This window comes from Streptomyces sp. NPDC088706, assembly GCF_044752765.1.
Taxonomy (GTDB): Bacteria; Actinomycetota; Actinomycetes; order Streptomycetales; family Streptomycetaceae; genus Streptomyces.
On the sequence record NZ_JBIVLW010000022.1, the window covers coordinates 52,220 to 68,529 of the forward strand.

At 73.1% G+C, this 16,310-nt stretch carries 25 protein-coding genes and 1 pseudogene; 4 read left to right on the forward strand and 22 right to left on the reverse strand.

The window, feature by feature from the left end; translation table 11 throughout:
* Positions 1–2 precede the first annotated feature (2 nt).
* Both ACIQAK_RS30545 and ACIQAK_RS30550 read left to right on the forward strand, forming a co-directional pair.
* Positions 3–245 carry a hypothetical protein gene (locus ACIQAK_RS30545; RefSeq protein WP_366392640.1) on the forward strand — a complete coding sequence of 81 codons (243 nt, stop codon included), beginning with the start codon at positions 3–5 and terminating at the stop codon, positions 243–245.
* Positions 236–412, forward strand: coding sequence for a hypothetical protein (locus ACIQAK_RS30550; RefSeq protein WP_366392641.1), 177 nt, complete (start codon positions 236–238; stop codon positions 410–412). Before ACIQAK_RS30545 ends, ACIQAK_RS30550 begins: the two co-directional genes overlap by 10 nt.
* A gap of 74 nt (positions 413–486) precedes the next feature.
* Here the strand turns inward: ACIQAK_RS30550 and ACIQAK_RS30555 are convergent, their stop codons facing one another.
* The 18 genes and pseudogenes from ACIQAK_RS30555 to ACIQAK_RS30640 form a co-directional block, all read right to left on the reverse strand.
* Complete coding sequence (locus tag ACIQAK_RS30555; protein WP_366392642.1) at positions 487–1,032, reverse strand: hypothetical protein; 546 nt, start codon at positions 1,030–1,032, stop codon at positions 487–489.
* 107 nt (positions 1,033–1,139) lie between these two features.
* Positions 1,140–1,613, reverse strand: coding sequence for an NUDIX hydrolase (locus ACIQAK_RS30560; protein ID WP_366392660.1), 474 nt, complete (start codon positions 1,611–1,613; stop codon positions 1,140–1,142).
* Between the two features lie 165 nt (positions 1,614–1,778).
* Positions 1,779–2,183 (reverse strand): annotated as a pseudogene (locus ACIQAK_RS30565) (nucleoside 2-deoxyribosyltransferase domain-containing protein); the annotation flags it as partial.
* Positions 2,129–2,881, reverse strand: coding sequence for an HIT domain-containing protein (locus ACIQAK_RS30570; RefSeq protein WP_366392643.1), 753 nt, complete (start codon positions 2,879–2,881; stop codon positions 2,129–2,131). The gene ACIQAK_RS30570 and the pseudogene ACIQAK_RS30565, both read right to left, overlap by 55 nt.
* A 73-nt stretch (positions 2,882–2,954) precedes the next feature.
* A complete protein-coding gene (locus ACIQAK_RS30575) occupies positions 2,955–3,773 on the reverse strand; it encodes a hypothetical protein (RefSeq protein ID WP_366392644.1) in 819 nt (272 codons plus the stop codon).
* A gap of 155 nt (positions 3,774–3,928) precedes the next feature.
* On the reverse strand, positions 3,929–4,357 hold the full coding sequence (locus ACIQAK_RS30580; RefSeq protein WP_023543981.1) for a hypothetical protein: 429 nt from the start codon (positions 4,355–4,357) through the stop codon (positions 3,929–3,931).
* Positions 4,358–4,428: 71 nt separating this feature from the next.
* Positions 4,429–4,827 (reverse strand): hypothetical protein, encoded by a 399-nt coding sequence (locus ACIQAK_RS30585; protein WP_023543980.1) that lies wholly within the window; start codon positions 4,825–4,827, stop codon positions 4,429–4,431.
* An 80-nt stretch (positions 4,828–4,907) separates the two neighbouring features.
* Positions 4,908–6,389, reverse strand: coding sequence for a hypothetical protein (locus ACIQAK_RS30590; protein WP_366392645.1), 1,482 nt, complete (start codon positions 6,387–6,389; stop codon positions 4,908–4,910).
* 195 nt (positions 6,390–6,584) lie between these two features.
* On the reverse strand, positions 6,585–7,217 hold the full coding sequence (locus tag ACIQAK_RS30595) for a hypothetical protein (RefSeq protein WP_366392646.1): 633 nt from the start codon (positions 7,215–7,217) through the stop codon (positions 6,585–6,587).
* A 13-nt stretch (positions 7,218–7,230) separates the two neighbouring features.
* The gene (locus ACIQAK_RS30600; RefSeq protein ID WP_366392647.1) at positions 7,231–7,752 is read right to left on the reverse strand and encodes a hypothetical protein; all 522 of its coding nucleotides are present in this window, start codon (positions 7,750–7,752) and stop codon (positions 7,231–7,233) included.
* 226 nt (positions 7,753–7,978) lie between these two features.
* On the reverse strand, positions 7,979–10,204 hold the full coding sequence (locus ACIQAK_RS30605) for an FtsK/SpoIIIE domain-containing protein (RefSeq protein WP_366392648.1): 2,226 nt from the start codon (positions 10,202–10,204) through the stop codon (positions 7,979–7,981).
* 79 nt (positions 10,205–10,283) lie between these two features.
* On the reverse strand, positions 10,284–10,583 hold the full coding sequence (locus tag ACIQAK_RS30610; protein ID WP_023543975.1) for a hypothetical protein: 300 nt from the start codon (positions 10,581–10,583) through the stop codon (positions 10,284–10,286).
* A complete protein-coding gene (locus ACIQAK_RS30615) occupies positions 10,580–10,825 on the reverse strand; it encodes a hypothetical protein (RefSeq protein WP_366392649.1) in 246 nt (81 codons plus the stop codon). The genes ACIQAK_RS30610 and ACIQAK_RS30615 overlap by 4 nt, the downstream gene beginning before the upstream one ends.
* Positions 10,822–12,096: a hypothetical protein gene (locus tag ACIQAK_RS30620; protein WP_366392650.1), complete on the reverse strand. Its 1,275-nt coding sequence runs from the start codon at positions 12,094–12,096 to the stop codon at positions 10,822–10,824. The genes ACIQAK_RS30615 and ACIQAK_RS30620 overlap by 4 nt, the downstream gene beginning before the upstream one ends.
* Positions 12,093–12,371 carry a hypothetical protein gene (locus tag ACIQAK_RS30625; RefSeq protein ID WP_023543972.1) on the reverse strand — a complete coding sequence of 93 codons (279 nt, stop codon included), beginning with the start codon at positions 12,369–12,371 and terminating at the stop codon, positions 12,093–12,095. Before ACIQAK_RS30625 ends, ACIQAK_RS30620 begins: the two co-directional genes overlap by 4 nt.
* Entirely contained in the window at positions 12,368–12,553 is a 186-nt protein-coding gene (locus ACIQAK_RS30630) for a hypothetical protein (RefSeq protein ID WP_023543971.1), read from the reverse strand. The genes ACIQAK_RS30625 and ACIQAK_RS30630 overlap by 4 nt, the downstream gene beginning before the upstream one ends.
* Positions 12,550–12,873, reverse strand: coding sequence for a hypothetical protein (locus ACIQAK_RS30635; protein WP_158689621.1), 324 nt, complete (start codon positions 12,871–12,873; stop codon positions 12,550–12,552). Before ACIQAK_RS30635 ends, ACIQAK_RS30630 begins: the two co-directional genes overlap by 4 nt.
* The gene (locus ACIQAK_RS30640; protein ID WP_366392651.1) at positions 12,870–13,190 is read right to left on the reverse strand and encodes a hypothetical protein; all 321 of its coding nucleotides are present in this window, start codon (positions 13,188–13,190) and stop codon (positions 12,870–12,872) included. Before ACIQAK_RS30640 ends, ACIQAK_RS30635 begins: the two co-directional genes overlap by 4 nt.
* Before the next feature lie 254 nt (positions 13,191–13,444).
* Between ACIQAK_RS30640 and ACIQAK_RS30645 the strand changes: the two genes are divergently transcribed.
* Both ACIQAK_RS30645 and ACIQAK_RS30650 read left to right on the forward strand, forming a co-directional pair.
* Positions 13,445–14,224: a GntR family transcriptional regulator gene (locus tag ACIQAK_RS30645; RefSeq protein WP_023543968.1), complete on the forward strand. Its 780-nt coding sequence runs from the start codon at positions 13,445–13,447 to the stop codon at positions 14,222–14,224.
* A 26-nt stretch (positions 14,225–14,250) separates the two neighbouring features.
* Complete coding sequence (locus ACIQAK_RS30650; protein ID WP_366392652.1) at positions 14,251–14,811, forward strand: UTRA domain-containing protein; 561 nt, start codon at positions 14,251–14,253, stop codon at positions 14,809–14,811.
* A 130-nt stretch (positions 14,812–14,941) separates the two neighbouring features.
* On the opposite strand, the gene ACIQAK_RS30655 is transcribed toward ACIQAK_RS30650, so the two are convergent.
* Genes ACIQAK_RS30655 through ACIQAK_RS30670 form a run of 4 tightly spaced genes read right to left on the reverse strand, consistent with a single transcriptional unit; the run spans position 14,942 to position 16,300 of the window.
* A complete protein-coding gene (locus ACIQAK_RS30655; RefSeq protein ID WP_023543966.1) occupies positions 14,942–15,343 on the reverse strand; it encodes a hypothetical protein in 402 nt (133 codons plus the stop codon).
* Positions 15,343–15,618: a hypothetical protein gene (locus ACIQAK_RS30660; RefSeq protein WP_023543965.1), complete on the reverse strand. Its 276-nt coding sequence runs from the start codon at positions 15,616–15,618 to the stop codon at positions 15,343–15,345. The genes ACIQAK_RS30655 and ACIQAK_RS30660 overlap by 1 nt, the downstream gene beginning before the upstream one ends.
* Positions 15,615–15,938, reverse strand: a complete 324-nt coding sequence (locus ACIQAK_RS30665) for a hypothetical protein (protein ID WP_023543964.1) — start codon at positions 15,936–15,938, stop codon at positions 15,615–15,617. The genes ACIQAK_RS30660 and ACIQAK_RS30665 overlap by 4 nt, the downstream gene beginning before the upstream one ends.
* Complete coding sequence (locus tag ACIQAK_RS30670) at positions 15,935–16,300, reverse strand: hypothetical protein (protein WP_023543963.1); 366 nt, start codon at positions 16,298–16,300, stop codon at positions 15,935–15,937. Before ACIQAK_RS30670 ends, ACIQAK_RS30665 begins: the two co-directional genes overlap by 4 nt.
* Between the last annotated feature and the right edge of the window lie 10 nt (positions 16,301–16,310).

Consider the following 16,310-nt stretch of genomic DNA (forward strand, 5'->3'; position numbering starts at 1 on the left):
CGGTGACGAGGGCGGTCTACCGGTTCCGCGAGTACAAGATCACCCCGGACCCCTTGGGCCTGCCGGATCATCAGGCGGTGTGCGTGTCCGGCGACGACACCGAGTGTGGCGCGGACTCGGGGCTCCTCCCGGACGGGGAGGAGCTCGCGCGGTGGATGGCCGAGCACACCCGCGACACCGGACACCTTCGCTTTCGGGCGGCCCAGTGGGGATACGCCCTGATGGAGCCGGGCGCATGGAAATGAGGACCGGCGGCGAGCGGCTGCTCGACGAGCTGCGAATACCCGATGGACGGCGACACGAGCTGTGGGAGCGTGCCGAGCGGCTGCGGATCGGAGTCGATCACGCGCGTGCCGTCCGCGCGGCCCTGGCCGATCAGCGGGCCCGACGTGCGAGCGGGGGCCGCATGTAGGCCGCCCCTCTCCCCCGCCCTCGACACGGAAGCGCCCGGCCCCTCCTCGGGGCCGGGCGCTTCCGTGTGCGGCGTCAGGTCTGGCCCCCCAGACGTGGGGACCGGTACAACGGGCGGTCGCGCTCCGGGTAGAGCGGGGCCTCACTCGCCATGTGCGGGAAGTCATCCAACGGGCTGATGGCGCACGGCTTGCGGTAGTCGTCCTCGGCCCACCGGATCGCATCCCGGCGGGACCACTCTCGGCGTAGGAGGAGCTCCTCCTCGGGTAGCCACACGATCCAGTCGCCGCGCCCGTTGCGGCGCCGGAACCAGAGGAGCGCGAGGACCAGGGCGACGAGGGCCTCGACCCCGGCGAGGGGTAGCAGGCCCAGGCGTGACGCTCCGGGTTGGGCCCAGGCGAGGAGGAGGGCGAGCGTCGCGCCGACTACCCAGGCGGGCCAGTAGGCGTAAGGCCGCCGCGGCATCGTCCGCCGGAAGTACATCAGGGAGCTGATCAGCATTCCGGCCGCGAACCACACGGGGCCGGTGCTGCCGGTTCCGGCGGCGAGCACGACACACACCACGGCCCCGGTGAAGAACCCGCCCGCCGCCCGGCGGTCCTGGTCAAGGTTGTGTGCCATCCGGCCCCCCTTCACGTCGTCGCCGGTAAGACTGCCATGCCCCAGTGACAGGAAAACGCGCGGCGAGGGTGACCCCTCGCCGCGCGCTCCCGCATGGGTGCCTACGTTCAGGCGATGCCGTCCGGGAGCGGGCCGCCCCGCTCGCCGCTCAGGTCAACCATGAGCATGTCGGCCGCGGCCGGAAACTCGGGGTCGGTGGTGATCCGGTCGAGGATCTCGGCGTGATCGAAGGCCAGCGGCGGCAGGTTGGAGGCGGGCCACCAACGGGCCGTGCGGGCGTCGTCCCCGGCGGCGAACGGGGTGCCGGCGGGGACGATGGCGAGATAGGCCGTGGTGACGTATCGGCCGCGCGGGTCACGGTCGGGTCGGTCAAAGACTCCGATCTCCCGCAGGTCAGCGGCCGGGACGTGGACGCCGGTTTCCTCGGCCAGCTCCCGGGCCGCTGCCGCGCGGCTCGTCTCGCCCTGGTCCACATGGCCGCCCGGCAGTGCCCACGACCCCTCATGCGGCGGCCACCCTCGCTCGATGAGCAACACATCGCCGGACGGCGTCATTGCGACCACATCGGCGGTGTAGCGGATGCTCTCAGGCTCGGGTTCCGAGTCGTCCCGCGCGGGCTGGGCCCGAACGAGGGCGAGGGCCGCGGCGACGGTGTCCGGCAGCGTCTCGCACACGGGTGCGCCGTGGCGGCGGGCGACATAGATCAAGTACCTGTTGCGCTCGGGGTTGGGACAGTCCGGCGGGCAGCCGAGGACGGCGCGGCCGGTGCCGATGTCGAGGCCGAACTCGACGTTGGTCGTGAACCCTGGCAGCGCGGCAAGGTCACGGGGAATCCAGAACAGGACGGCGGTCGCAGCCTGTCGGGCGGCGGTCTCCCATCCGACTTGATCGTCATAGTGGGCGGCGCGCTTGCCTCCTCGGGATTCCGGCGTCAGGACGGTGAGGATCTCGGGGCCGGTCCACTGTTCGGCGAGGGCCTCGACGGCGGCCGGGCGCCAGGACTCGACGTCGCCGCCGAGGCGGGGTGTCGGCCCGGCGAGGAACACGGACGGGCCGCTCGTCGGGATGGGCTCGCGGGCCCACACCACGGTTACGGTCACTTCTCCCCCTCGGTCTGTCGCGCGGCGGCGGCCGTCTGCTGCGGGGTCCACGGGAGCGGGAGGCCGTCCTCGGCCGCGCGGGGCACGACGTGCATGTGCAGGTGGTAGACGGTCTGTGTCGCCTCGGCACCCTTGGAAGTGATGATGTTCGCGGCCGGGTGCTCGGCCATCAGTTCCGCGGCGCACTCCATGACGCGGCCGGACGCCTTCGGGTCGGTGCCGGCGTTCTCGACGTGGGTCCGGGGGATGACGAGGAGGTGCCCCTCGTTGACCCCGCCGCGCGGCCGGATGGCGAGGACGTCCCCCCAGTCCCGTACGACGGTGGCCGGTGCGATCCCGGCCGCGATGGAGCAGAACACGCACCCGGCGGCCTCGACCTTGCGCAGCTCGTCGGCGAGCTCGGCCTCGGCCCCGGCGATACCTTCGGCGGCCTCCTCGACCCCGGCCTCGACGAGGCGGCCGAGTACCTCGATCCGGCGGCGGGCGTGGGCGATCAGTTCGGCCGAGGAGATCGGCAGCGGAACGGGCCTGCGGCCACTGAGGTACTCGGCCGCCTCCTCCCGGATCGCCTCGGCCTCGCGCGGGTCGACGCCGTCCTTCCACCCGATCTCGTTGTGTCGGGCGACGACGTCCTCGAACGCCATGCGCGCCGCCGCGGCGACGCGCAGCCGGTCGGACTCGTGCTGTAGGTCGGCGAGTTGGCGGTACAGGTCCAGCCCGCGGGGGCCGGGGCCAGTATCGGCGGTCATGGTGAAACCCTCTCTCTGGGATGCGAACGGCCGGGGCGGGAGTCCCGCCCCGGCCGGGGGTGCTGTCGTGCGGTCAGAACTTCTTGACGCTGCCGTTGCCGGCCGTGGCCCGAACGTCGAGGTCGTCACGGCCGCGCACGCCGTAGAGCTTGACCGTGCCGTTGCCCGCCTTGATGTCGATGCGGCCGGTGGCCTTGGCGCCGACGGTGAAGTTGACCGAGCCGTTCCCTGCGCGGACGCGGGCCGCGTTGCCGATGTGGTTGTCAACCTTGACCGAGCCGTTGCTCGCGTCGGCGTCGATCCACTCGGTGACGGTGCCGACCTTGATCGACCCGTTGCCCGCCTCGGCCTCGATGCGGCCGACGGTCTCGGCCTTGATGCTGCCGTTGCTGGACTCGGCCCGAATGGCGGCGACGGTGCCGTACGTGTGAAGACTGCCGTTCTCGCCGCTGTACTGGACACCGGAACCGGCGGGCACGGTGACGTGCACCTCGACACCGCGCGTGAGGCCCTGCGCGCCGCCCCCGATGACCTGTCCGTTGACCACGGTCACGTTGCCGCTGTACCGCACGCCGTTGATGTAGGTCACGCCGCCGCCGAACGACTGGAAGGTGTTGCCGCCGAAGTTCGCGCCGTTCTGCTTGACCTTGGGGACGACGACGACCAGGCGTTCGGCGTTCTGCTGGATGCGGGCGCCCCGGGCGGCGTCGGCGGCCGGGGAGTCGGGGCCGTCCTCGGTGAAGACGCGGACGCGGGCGACGGTCGCGGCGGGGTCGACGGTGACGGTAACCGTGCCGTCGGGGCAGGTGACATCGGCGAGGACGGGGCCGGTGGCCGAAGCGGTGAACGTCGTCTCGGGAGTCATGTCGCGGGTGGTGATCTCGTTGTTCATGCGGGGCGGTCCCTTCCTTCGGTGTGGTGCGGTGGGTCAACCATGGCACGAGTTGCATCTCAAGTACAAGTCCAACTGTGAGTTGACTTGAAAGTGCGGTTCGGTGTTCGAGGGATGCCGGGCGGCGGCGCCGCCCGGCGGTCGAGCGGGTCGAGTCAGTCGCGGACGGCGAGGTACGCGGCGAATCCCTCGGCGAGGTGGTGTGTCGCCTGGTCCAGCCGGTACGCACCGCCGAGGGGGCCGCCGAGCTCGTAGAACGCGGCCTTCCCGGTGGCCTCGGCCGCCTTGCGGACCGGCCAGCGGCGGTCAATCAGGTAGTGCGTGCTCGCGGACAGGGCGAGCGCGGCGGCCATGCTGCGGGGGCGCAGGCCGAGGCCGAGGACGCGGTTCCCGACGAGGAGCGCGGCGGCCTGCGTGGCGGCATACGAGGCGACGTGTCCCGCGAGGGCCTTGTGCCCCTCGGCACCGGGCTTGGCCTTGTGCTGCGCCTGGTGGTCGCTCTGTACCCAGTGGTCGGCGACGTCGGCGGCCACGCGCAGGAGGGCGTACACGGCGGGGAAGGCGGCACCACGGTTGACGGTCATGTCGGCTGTTTCCTCTCGGAGTTGGGCGGTGTCGGGGGCCTCGGGCGAGGCCCCCGGGAAGTGCCGGCGGGTCAGCTGTGGGTGCAGCCGTGGGCGCGCGGGTCGGCGAGGTGGGTCTCGAACGCGGCGGCGTCGAACGGCGTCCACTCCCGGGCCGTGATCAGGCGCCCGCAGTCCTCGCAGGACCAGGTGCGCGGCCCGTGGACACGGCCGTACGCCCGGCGGTAGGCGCGCTCGGTGGCGTTCACGAGGGCGTTGTCGACGGCCGACAGGGCGATGACGGCGACGAGGACGAGGTACGCGACGCGGGCGAACCCGTCGGCGTTGAGCTGCGGCTCGACGGCCCACGCGGCGACGACGGCGGCGAGCGCCGGGACGGCCGTGCGGACGAGGCCGAGGGCCAGGAGGCGAAGGCGGGCGGTCCCGAGCGGGATCGTGTGGACCACGTTGTTTCGGGTCTCGGTCTTCACTGTGGTGGTTCCTCTCTGGGGGTCGGGCCGGGCCCCGGTGATTCACCCAGCGGGGCCCGGTACTGCGGTGTGCGGTGGGGTCAGCCGCGGGTGCCGGCCTCCCACCGGTCGAAGCCGCGTTCGCGGACGTGGGCCCACTCCTGCCGGGCGCCGATGAGCTGCTCGGCCCACTCCATGGCGGCCTCGATATCCGCGTTCGAGTCGTCCGGCCGGAAGGTCTCGTGACAGTCGCTCAGGTACTCGCCGGACTCCTTGTCGCCCTTGAGCTCCCAGCCGGGAACGTCCACGTCGACCCAGCCGGGTTCGAGCGTGAAGCGCGGGAAGGGGCGGAAGACGGGGGCCGGGGCCGTCGTGACGAGCTCCCGCAGGCTGGTCACGCGTACGGCGGGGCGGGCGGTCCCGGCGGACCGGTGGACCCGCAGGGCGGCGCCCTCGGGGGCGGTCGGCAGGGCGTACACCCGGCCGCCGTCGAGGATGGCGAGGAGGCGGGCGCCGTGGCGCTCGCAGCCCTCGGCCCCGGCGTTGGAGGAGTCGAGCACGGTCACGGTCGGGGCGCCGTCGCAGGGGGTCGGGTCGGTGGGCAGGGCGGCGCCGCACCGGCCGGTGATCGGGCCGAGCTGCTCGGCGTCGATGGACCCGCCCGAGCGGCCGAGGAGCTCGACGTCCGCGGCGGCCTTGCCGTTGTGGCGGCGGTAGACCGACTGGACGACTCCGTACGCCGCCTCTCCGTTGCTGGGGTTGGTCCACTCGACGGCGGCGCCGGTCCGCATGTGATCGCCGTACTCGGCGGCGATCTCGTCCTCGGTCTTGCGCAGCTCGGCGGCGAGGCGGGCCTCGTACGCCGTCCGTCGGGCGGTGCGCTCCTCGTCGGCCGCGGCCTCGGCGGCGGTGACGGCGGCCGGGGGGCGGGGGCCGGTCTGCCCGGCGCAGTCCTCGCAGTGCGGGGCCTCGTCGCCCCACGGGCGCAGACCGTGGCCGACGGCGGGCCAGGGGCGGGCGCCGTGGCGGGCGAGGAGGTCGAGGAGCTCGGCGGCGCCGCGGCTGCGGGTGGCGCGGGTGTTGGGGTGCTCCTCGGACTCCTCGACGAGGTCCGCCAGGAGCGCGGCGACGTCGGCGAGGTGGCCGAGGAGCCAGCGAGGGGCGACGGGGCGTCCGCTGGTGACGTGCTGCCAGACCTGCCGGTACGGGGCGCTGTCGGCGTCGGCGTGGGTCTCGGCGAGCTCGGCCTCGTACGCCGTGCGGAAGCGCTCGGGGAGGGGGAGGAGGACCTCCTCCTCGGCGGCCGGGGTCTCCTCGGCGGCCGGGGCCTCGACGCCGAGGGCGTCGTACCCGGCTCGGGTGAGGGTCCACACGGTGACGTCGTACTCGACGCGCTCGGTACCCACGACGCGGGTGTTCGTGCCGACCTTGACGGCCTCGACAAGGCCGAGCGAGTGGAGCCGCCTCTCGGTGTTGCCGTGGATCTTGAGGAAACCGGTCTCGCCGCGCAGCCATGCGACGACCCCGCGGGGGTTGTCGAGGATCAGGCGGAGGGCCTCGGTCTGTGCGTCGGTGAGCTTCAAGGGTGCGTCTCCTTCGGTGTCTTGCGGTGGGTCAACCATGGCACGAGTTGTATCTCAAGTACAAGTCCAACTGTGAGTTGACTTGAAAGTGTCGTCCGGTGTTCGAGGTCGGCCTCAGCCCGCCGCAGGCACCGGACATGACGGCGCCCCCGGAGGCCGATTCACCCGGCCCCCGGGGGCGCTCGATTCCTGCCGTCAGTCCTCGTCCCCGCCGTCCCCGCCGTCCCCGCCGCCGCGCATCTTGCGTTCGTGCCGGCGCTCGCCGTACGCCCCGGCCTCGCGGATGCCGTCGCGGGCGACGCCGATCCCCTCACGGCCGAGGCTCGATGCCGACTCGACGGCCGAGGCCCCGGCGGTGGCGATCTGTCCGGCGGCGCCCGCCACGGCGGCGAGGGCGCCGAACGCGGCCGTCATCGCCCCGCCCGTGGCCCGACCGGCGGGCTTGGCGGGCCCGGCCTGGCCGGTCTTCCCGCTCTTGGCGTCCGCGGCGGCGGCTGCGCGGGCGGCGGTCGAATTGGCCGCGGCGGCGCCGACGGTGGCGAGGATGCCCTCGACCTTGGTCCCGTCCGTGAGGGTCAGGCGGAAGCGGCCGGGCTTGCCCTGGGCGAGGACGGCGAGGTTCGCGGCGGTGAGCTGCTCGACGGGAAAGAAGCACTGCGCGCGGCGCCCGCCGTCCTCGCCCTTGTGCTTCTGGCCGCACGTCGCGGTGACGGCCTTCCCGTTCGACATGAGGGTGAGCTCGCGGGGGGTGTCGCGTTCACCCCGGCCGGGGCACCGCAGGGTGTCGGTTCCGATCTTGAGGGGTCCGCGGACCTTGATCGCACTCATGGGCGGGGTCTCCTTACTTCTTGGCGATGGCGGTTGCGGTGGCGGTGGCCGTGGCCTTGGCGAACAGGCCCCGGGCGGTGGCGGTACTGGTGGCCTCGGCGGTGACGCTCCCCCCGCCGGCACGACGCTTGACGACGACGACGAACAGGCCCAGGACGAGGGCGAGGACGAACGCGAACTTCGCCAGGAGGACGAGCGAGGCGACGAGGGCGGCGAGGCCCTCGGCGAACAGGCCGAGGGCGTAGGCGCCGAGGACCGAGGAGCCGGACAGGGAGAGGGCCAGGAGCGCCGTCGTCTTGGCCCAGGCGGGGACGGGCGCGGACTGGGGGGCCGCGGGGGCGGCGGCCGGGCCGGTGGGCTCGATCTTGGAGACCAGGAGCCACACCCGGGCGCCGTTGGGGGTGACGGCCTCGACGGCGCCCGGGATGGGCACCGGGGACAGGTACGGGAGGGTCGTCGCCAGTGCGGCCGTCTCGACGGGCTCGGGACGGTAGAGGACCGGCTCGGCGGGGGCGGTGCGGGCGGTGACGTCCATCGGGTCTCGACTCCTTGTGCGCGGGGTTTCGGGGTGTCGGGGCGGTGTCCTGGGGGGTGGCTTTGCCCCTGTTTGTGCAGGTCTGGGCGGTGTCTAGGGGGGTGTCGGGCCCCTGGGCGGGGTGTCCACTGGGGACACCCCGGCCGGGGGGCCGACACGTCCGGGACATGTCCCCACCTGCGGTTTTGCAGTGGGGACACCTTCCCGGACACGTCGGTTCATCCCGTTATGCACCGAGTACGAGCGTCAGGTCCGTGCGGCGGAATCCGCGGCCCTCGGCGCCCGCGAGGGTGGTCACCTTGACGCGGGCGAGGGTGCGGCCCGATCCGTCGAGGGCCTGCTCGATCTCGCGGCCGAGGCGGGAACCGACGCGGCTCGACCATTGCCTGTCGGTCTCGCCGTCGCGCTGTCCCCAGTCGGCCGCCGGGTCCTGCTTGTGCAGGAGCCGGGCAATGTCGGTGCTGCCGAGCTCCTCGGCCCCGGCCGCCTCGAACGCGGCGCGCATCTGGGCGAGGATGCCGGACACCGTCAGGAGACCCGACGCGGCGTAGCCGGTGAGGGTGCCGGCCTCGATCCGCAGGGCCCGGCCGCGGGCACAGATGGCCTCGAACTCCTGCGGGGTGATCAGGTCGACTTGGAGCTTCTCGGAACCGGCCTCCTCGGCGAGGATGCCGACGCCGATCCGGCCCAGTCCGGCGGCGGAGTGCCCCCGCTTGGCCTGTCCGTCGCCGAGGATCATGTCGGACGACGTGTCGTCCACGGTGTGCACGCTGTACCGCTTGAGGATGACGTCGCGGAAGTCCGTCGGGACCGACTTCGCACTCGGGCGCTGGGCGGCGGCCACGATGATGAGGCCGCAGGCCCGGCCGCGCCGGATGAGGCGGGCGAGCTTCTCGACGAGGGCGGCGAACTCCTTCAACCCGTCCTTTCGGGCGAGGACCACGCCGAACGCCTCTTGAATCTCGTCGATCAGGAACATGAGGACGGGCATTCCGTGCGCCTCTGCCATAGCGGGCGTGAGACGCATGTCGGGGCGCTCGGCCTTGGGCATCCGCCGGATTTTGGCAAAGCGGGTGTCCATTTCCTCGATCAGCTCGTCGACGAGCTCAATGAACTCGTCGACACTCGCGGGGTCGGCGCCGATGATCACGCGGTGCGCGATGTTTTCGAGCTCCTCCCAGTCCGCGCCGCCCTTGAAGTCGGCGAGGAGCATCCGGCACTGAGGGTCGAGGGCGCCCGCGGCGGCCGGCACCCGCATTGCCGAGGTCTTGCCGTACCCCTGGGCACCGCCGAACAGCATTGAGGACCACAGGAGTTGGAGGGTCTTCCGCAGGCCCTTGCGGTTCGAGGCGAAGGGGACGCCGTTCCAGATGGACCAGCGTTCGGCATCGACCAGCGGGGACACGGGCGCCTCACCGGAGAACGGCACCGTCGCCGACACCCAGAGGACGACGTCGGCCGGGGTCTCGCCCTGCGTCAGGTCGATGCGCTCCAGCGACAGGCCCAGGGCCCCGGCGAACTGCTCGGACTTGCTCTTGAGGGCCTTGCAAATGACGTTGGCCGGGAGCTTGAACTCAAGCGTCGTGTTGCCGAGCTCGTCGCGGGTGGCGAGGCCCACGGGCTTGATCTCCTGCTCGGCCGTCAGGAGCTTGATCTCGCGCAGGGCGTTGGTGATCCGCTCGTCAGTCACCGGGCCGTCGTGGTCGGCGCCCGCGGTGCTGTCGAGGAACGCGAACGATCCGTCGGGCGCCCGGCGGGCGAGCTCACGGTGTCCGAGGACGTACAGGAGGCCGAAGAACGGGATCAGGGCCGGGGCGGTGAGGATCAGGCCCCAGGTCTCCCCCAGGGCGAGGACGGCCGCGGCGTAGGAGGTGCAGCCGGTGAGGGCGTAGACCGTGACGGGTTCCTTCCGCCGGGCCTTGGCCTCCTTGCGGCGGTCGGCCCGCAGGTCGGCGATGTGCTCGGCCCCGGCCTTGGCACGGCGGACCTTGTCGGCGAGCTCGCCGTACTCGGTGGCGAACAGGTACGACCAGGCGTCCCGCGCGCCGACGCGGGCGCCGATGGCGCTCGTCTTGACGAACCGCCACAGGTAGACGGGGCTGCGGGTGGCGTGGAAGGCGGCCGAGTTGAGCCACACCGCCCGGCGCTGCCGCCATACGCCCGCGTCGAGGAACGTCGGCGGGATGATCGGTCGCAGGCCGAGGGATGCGCGCTCGTCCTCGTCGAGCTCGTCCTCGTCGAGCTGCTCGAAGGTGCCGGCATCGGCCGGGGCCTCCTCGACCTTGTCCAGTCGCACCGTGCCGGTGAACAGGTCGGCGACGCCGTTCTCGGTCTGCTGTGCGGCGGTCCGGGAGAGCTCGCCGAGGCGGAGGAGGGTCTCGGGGTCCTGGTAGGCGGTGAGGTCGACGAGCTGCGCCTCGCGCTCGCCGTGCTCGGTCTCGGTGGTGCTCATGGGGGTGGTTCCTTCCTCAAGTGCGTGGGCCGTCGGCCCGGCCGCCGGGGGGAGGGGGCGGCCGGGCCCGGGTGGTGGATCAGTGCGCCGCGTGCTCGCGGGCGAGGGCGTCGAGGGCGAGGTGAAGGCGGGCGCGGGCGGTGTCGGAACCGCAGCCGACGGCCGTCCCGTACTGGAGCGACTCGCGGGCCGCCTCGGCGGCCTCCCACGCCTTCACCCCGTGCTCGCTGGCCGGGGGGTGGGCGTCGAATTCGAGGTAGACGAGGCCGAGGTCGGCGGCGCAGCGTCCGAGCTGGGGGTGTCGGTCGGCGGCGTGCTGGTCCGCCTCGGCGGCGAGCCCGCGGGCGATCTGCCGGTAGACGCTCTCGGGGGCGCTCACTTCTTGCCCCCCTTCTTGGCGGCGGCGGCCTCGGCCTCGGCCTTCTTGGTGGCGGCCCGGACCTTGGACGCCTGGGCGGCGGACCGGATCAGGGCCGGGCCGAACAGGACGAGAGCGAAGATCACGGCGCCGACGACGGCGGACCACGTCCACCCGGTCTCGGGCGAGAGGGTGATCGTCGGGTAGATGCCGGCGGGCGCGGCGAGGATCAGGAGCCGGGGCGGGGTGAACGAGGCACTCATCGGGTCCGGCTCCTCTCGGCCTTGACCGCGTCGCGGAGGGCCATCGCGTACCGGGTGTTACCGCCGCCGACGGCCTCGCGGACGTTCTTGACGGAGAGCTTCGCGGCGCCGCCGAGGAGGTCGGCGAGGGCGCGGACACGGTCGAGGTCGGCCGGGTCGAGGGGCTTGTCGGGGACCTTCCGAGAGGTCCGTCCGGTCAGGCGGTCGACTGCCTGCTTCCCTTTGCGCCCAAGGGTTGTCGTCTTTCGACCGCCCTTGCTCGGCCCACCGTTCGGGCCCCGTGAGGAGCGCCGCGCGGGCGGTCCGTCGTCGCCCCCGTCGCCGGGGAACAGGTCGGCGAGGAGCTCCTCGACGGCGAGGGTTTCGACCCCCACGCCGTGCGCTGCGGCGAGTGCCTTGTCTGCCAGGCCCCGGTGTGCGACGACACCGGCCGTGACGGCGAGGTCGGCGCCGTGCGTGTCGCGCCACGCGTCCCGCCATGCCGTCTCGGTGTCGACGGTGCCGTACGGGTTCGCGGTCAGAATGTCGGTGTACCGGGTGTAGACGGCGGGGAAGCGGCGGCGGCGCTTGCGGTCGTGCCGGCGGCGGCGACGGGCCTCCTTGCGCTGGTCCTTGGTGCGGGTGGCCTTGGTGCCGTGGCGGCCCCACCCGCGGACCTCCCAGAAGAACACCCCGGCGTACGAGGCGGCGGCGAGGACCCAGGCGAGCCACCCGCCGGACGGGCCAGGTGCGTGCGAGTAGTTGATGACGGCGGCGAAGGTGGCGCACGCCCACATGACCACCCGGAAGCGGCCGACGGGGCGGCCCTCGCGCTTGGCGCGCTCGCCGCTCACGGTGGCGACCCAGGCCCCGGCTTCCAGCATCACGGCCAGGCACAGGCTGATGATGCCGGGGAGGTCTTCCCCGTTGAGGGCGCGGAGCTGGAAGTACAGGGCGGGGACGATGCCGCACGCCATGACGATCAGGGCGCCGACGGTGTCACCCTCGTTGCCGAGCTTGGCGAACAGCTCGGCGCGGGCCTTCTTCCGCTCGGCCTTGCGGCGGGCCTTCTCGCGCTTGCGCTCGGCGCGGAGTCGGCGGTCCTTCTCCTCCCGGGCCTCCTCGTCCTTGCGCTGCTGCTCGGCGCGGGCCTCCTCCCGAACGCGGGTGGCCTCGGCGGCGGCGAGCTCCCGAACGCGGGTGGCCTCGGCGGCGGCGAGCCGGTCGCGGCGGTCCTCCTCGCGCTCGGTCTTCCGGTCGAGGCGGCGCTCCTCGCGGTACGACGTGCTCACTTGGCTGTCTCCTTACGGGCGCCCCGGCGGACGAGGGGGCAAACGGGGCAGTGGGGGAAGGGGCGGCCGACCCGGTCGGCGCGGATGCCCTCGGCGGCGAGGAGCACCCCGACGGTGGCGGCGGTGATGGCCTGTCCGGCGTGTCCGGCGATCACGGAGACGACGAACCAGTCAGCGGCCAGGAAGAGGACCACGGCCGACGTGGCGATGTGGTGGACGGCGGCGGCGGTACCGGCGACCGAGACGACGAGGACGCGGCGGACGGCGGCGGTCATCGCGTGGCCTCCTGGTCCTGGTGGCGGTCGAGGGCCCCGCGGTCACCGCGGCGGCGGTTCTCGACGGCCCAGAGCTCGGCGCACCGGGCGGCCTGGTGGACGTCGGTCCGGCGGGTGAAGCCGTGGGCGGTGAGGGTCTCCTCGGAGACGGCGCCGACCAGGGCGCACGCGGCGGCGGTCATCGGGCCGTGCGGGGTGTCGGGACCGACGGGACCGCGGGCGGGACCGGCGCGGCCGGGGATGCCGGCGGGGCGGTGCGGGGGCCGGGAAACGTCGCGGCCACGCGGACGGCGAGGCGGGCGAGGACGGCGGCCCCGGCGAGGAGCGCGGCGGCCTTGGCCCCGGTCACCAGGGCGGTGAGGAGGGTCACGACGAGCGGCGCGGCGAGCTGGGCGAGTCCCGCGAAGGCGAGGACCAGGACCAGGAGGGCGGCGGGGTGCAGCCGGTCGGCGGAGCCGAGGAGGGCGCGGGCGGCGCGGGCGGCGGAGTGGCGGGTGATCACGCGGCCCACCCCCCGGCGAAGTCGTCGGCCTCGTAACCGTCGAGGTCGTCCTCGCGCTCGATCTCCTCGACGATTCCGGCGATCAGGTCGAGGGTCGCGTCGCGGGGGATGAGGCCCGAGTCGGCCATGTCGACCAGCGCGTACAGGCGGGCGAGCTCGTCGAGCTCGTCCTCGTCGCCACCGATGGGGCCGAGGACGAGGTCGACGTCGAGGCCCAGCTCGGCGGAGAGGTCGAGGCGGGTCGGGACGGTTCCGTTGGCGGAATCGGCCGCGCCGATTCGCAGGTGAAGCACGCTTTCGGGCATGGTGGTGCGCACGCGGAATCACTCCTCTGTCTGTCAGGGGAGTCCGCCGAGCGGCCCCGGTGTGCGTGGACAAGACGCCCCGGGGCCGCGCCCTTTCGAGCGTGGCGGACCACAGCAACTCAGGCCCCAGGGCCCTCGTCGGTGCCGTTCGATCGGCACGACATGAGTGAAGCACCGAATGGAATCCATTGCAATAGTCTTGGATTCCATTCATGCTTGTGTCGGTAGCAAGCGCCATGGAATGGCTTCCAGATAAGGTGACCCGCATGACAGAGGACGAGCCGCGCCGAGCGACCTTTCGCGCAGTCGCCGACGAGGTGCGCACGCGCATCCAGCGGGGCACATACGCCCCGGGTGCCAAGCTCCCCACCGAGGGGGAGCTCGCCGACGAGATCGGCACGAATCGGGGGACCGCCGCACAGGCATTGCGCCTGCTCGCCTCCGAGGGACTGATCGACAAGAGCCGCCGGGGCATGTTCGTGCACCGGATCGTCAAGAAGATCGTTAGGGACTCGACGTCGCGCTACGTCCGGGCCCGCCGCGAGGAGGGGCAGGCCCGGGGGGCGTTCGAGGCCGAGATCCGCGGACTCGGGATGACCCCCTCCTCGATCACCACCACCCAGCACGCGCAGCCGCCGGCATGGGTGGCGGACCTTCTCGGGGTAGACGGGAACGATGTGTCGACCCTCGCCCGCGTCCGGCGGATGCTCGCCGACGACGTCCCCGTGCAGCTCGCAACGTCGTACCTCCCCCTCGCCATCGCCGAGGGGACCAGGCTCGAAGAGATCGACACGGGGCCGGGCGGGTCGAAATCACGCCTCGCCGAGCTCGGTCACCCGCAGGCCACCATCACGGAGGAGATCGACGTCCGTCCTCCTACCGCCGAGGAGGTCGGGGCCCTCGACATGCGGGAGGACCAGCGCGTTTACGAGATCGCCCATATCGGGCGCACCGAGGACGGCCGCGCGGTCGAGGTCACCGTTCACGTACTGCCCACCCACCTGTGGCGCCTGTCCTACTCCTGGCCGCTCGGCCCCACTCACTGACCACCCCACCGGAAGGGATCACGCACATGGCACAGAACACCATCGGCGCGAACGGCGGCATTCTGCGGGACGCCCGCAGCCGGTACCGCACCGAGAACCGCGAGGCGAACGGCGCGCACGGCGCGTACGAGAGCGAGACGCGCCGCGGTGGCGGGACGCCCCGCGCCGAGGTGACGGTGAACCGCGCCGAGGCCCCGGCCGACGTCGCCGAGCTGCTCGGCGTCGAGGGGCCGGTCGTCGTCCGCGCCCGGCGCATGTACGACGGTGAGCGCCTGGTCCAGCTCGCCGACACCTGGATTCCGGTCGACGTCGCCGAGGCCGCCGGCATCGAGCAAGTCGACACCGGGGCGGGCGGGATCATCTCCCGGATGCGCGAGGCCGGTTTCGACCAGGGCGCCGAGGCCGTCGAGGACGTCGACCAGCGGCCCGCCACGAAGGACCAGGCCGAGGCCCTCGGGGTCGACGAGGGCGAGCTCCTCCTCAACGTGACCCACGTCGGCCGGACTGCCGAGGGCCGGGTCGTCGAGGTCACCCGGCACACCCTCGGCCGCGGTTGGACCCTGCGCTACGCGGCGCCGCTCGACTGATCACCAACCCGTCCGCAGGACGAGCGCCCGGCCCCGGAAGGGGTCGGGCGCTCTTGCGTTCCCGGACACGGCAGAGGGCCCCACGCTCGGGAGCGTGGGGCCCTCTGCCGTGATGCCGGCGCCTTCCGGGTCAGTCGTCGTCGGGCGCGCTCCCGACCCAGGCGACGGGGCGGCCCTCGGCCGTGATCCCCCAGTGCGGCGCGGTCGACTCGTGACCGGTGTCGAGTACGCAGACGCGCCCCCACCGGCCGTGTTTCCCGGGGCACGTCCGGGCGAGGGCGTCGAGGTCGGCATCGCGTACGGCCCGGTCGTACCGGTCCCGGAAGTGCTCGAACTCGGGCCGCAGCTCCTCGCCGAGGAGGGTCTCGGTCCGCTCGATCTCCTCCCCCAGGCGCCGAACCTCCGGGTCGGACACCACGGCCGCGATGGCGGTCTCGGCCTCCCACCACGCGCGGCGCCGGGCGTGCGCCTCGACGGCCGCCGCCACCCGGCCCGGTGCCGAGCTGTCCCCCGTCGCTCCCCCCGTCAACATCAGGGCCCCGAGACGATAGCGACGATCAGAACCTCGCCCCGGGCCTCGTCGACCCGGTACAGGACGCTGGTCCACGCCATCCGGCCGCCGACGGTGAGTAGTGCGGTGTAGAGGCCGCCGACCCGGTCCGGGTACAGCTCGCCGCAGGTGTACGGCGAGGCGGCGACTTGCTTCTCGAAGGCGAGGACGGCGGCCCGCTCCTCGGCCGTGGCCGTGGCCAGTCCGGCGCGGCCGGTCTCGCTGTAGACCACGGCCCACGGGGTGCCTTGGGTCACCGGCCCGCCTCCTGGTGGCCGTCGGCGCCGAGGATCTCCTCGGACGTGAAGCGGGGGGCGGCCGGGTCGGTCGAGGCCGCGACGGCGGCGAGGATCTCGGGCCGGGTCCGCATGACGAGGCGGTGCCGCCAGGAGCGGACGAGGGCGGCGTACTCCTCGGGGTCGTCGAGGTCGAGCTCGCCGAGCTGCGCCTCGAACTCCTCGCGGTCCGCGGCGCTCGCCGCGGTGAGGGCGGCCCGCAGTTGCGTGACGGTGCGGGGGCCGCCGCCGTGCTGTGTGCGGTACGGGTTGGTCGGTTCCTCGACGGGGAGGGCGCTCACGGGGTGATCTCCTTGGACTCGGGGCCTGCCTTGCGGAAGCGGAGACCGACGCGGCCGTGTCCCTCGTCGGTCTCCTCGTACGGGATGCCGGCGGCGTCGAGCTGCGCCCGGGTCAGGTCGAGGGCGTTCGTCTTGCCCGACCCCGACTGACCGACGAACAGGGCGCGTTGGGCGTCGGGGGCGATCCGGCTCACGCGGCCCACGGCGATGATCTCCTCGGCGAGGCGGCGGGCCTCCGGGGTGAGCAAGGCGGCGGCCTCGTCGTACATCACGACGCGCGGGCGCCCGGAGTCGCGGGATACGGGGACGGGGAGCAACTCGCCTTCCTGGGGCGCGTGTTCGGGCTTCGGTTCCTGGTCCATGGGGGTCCTT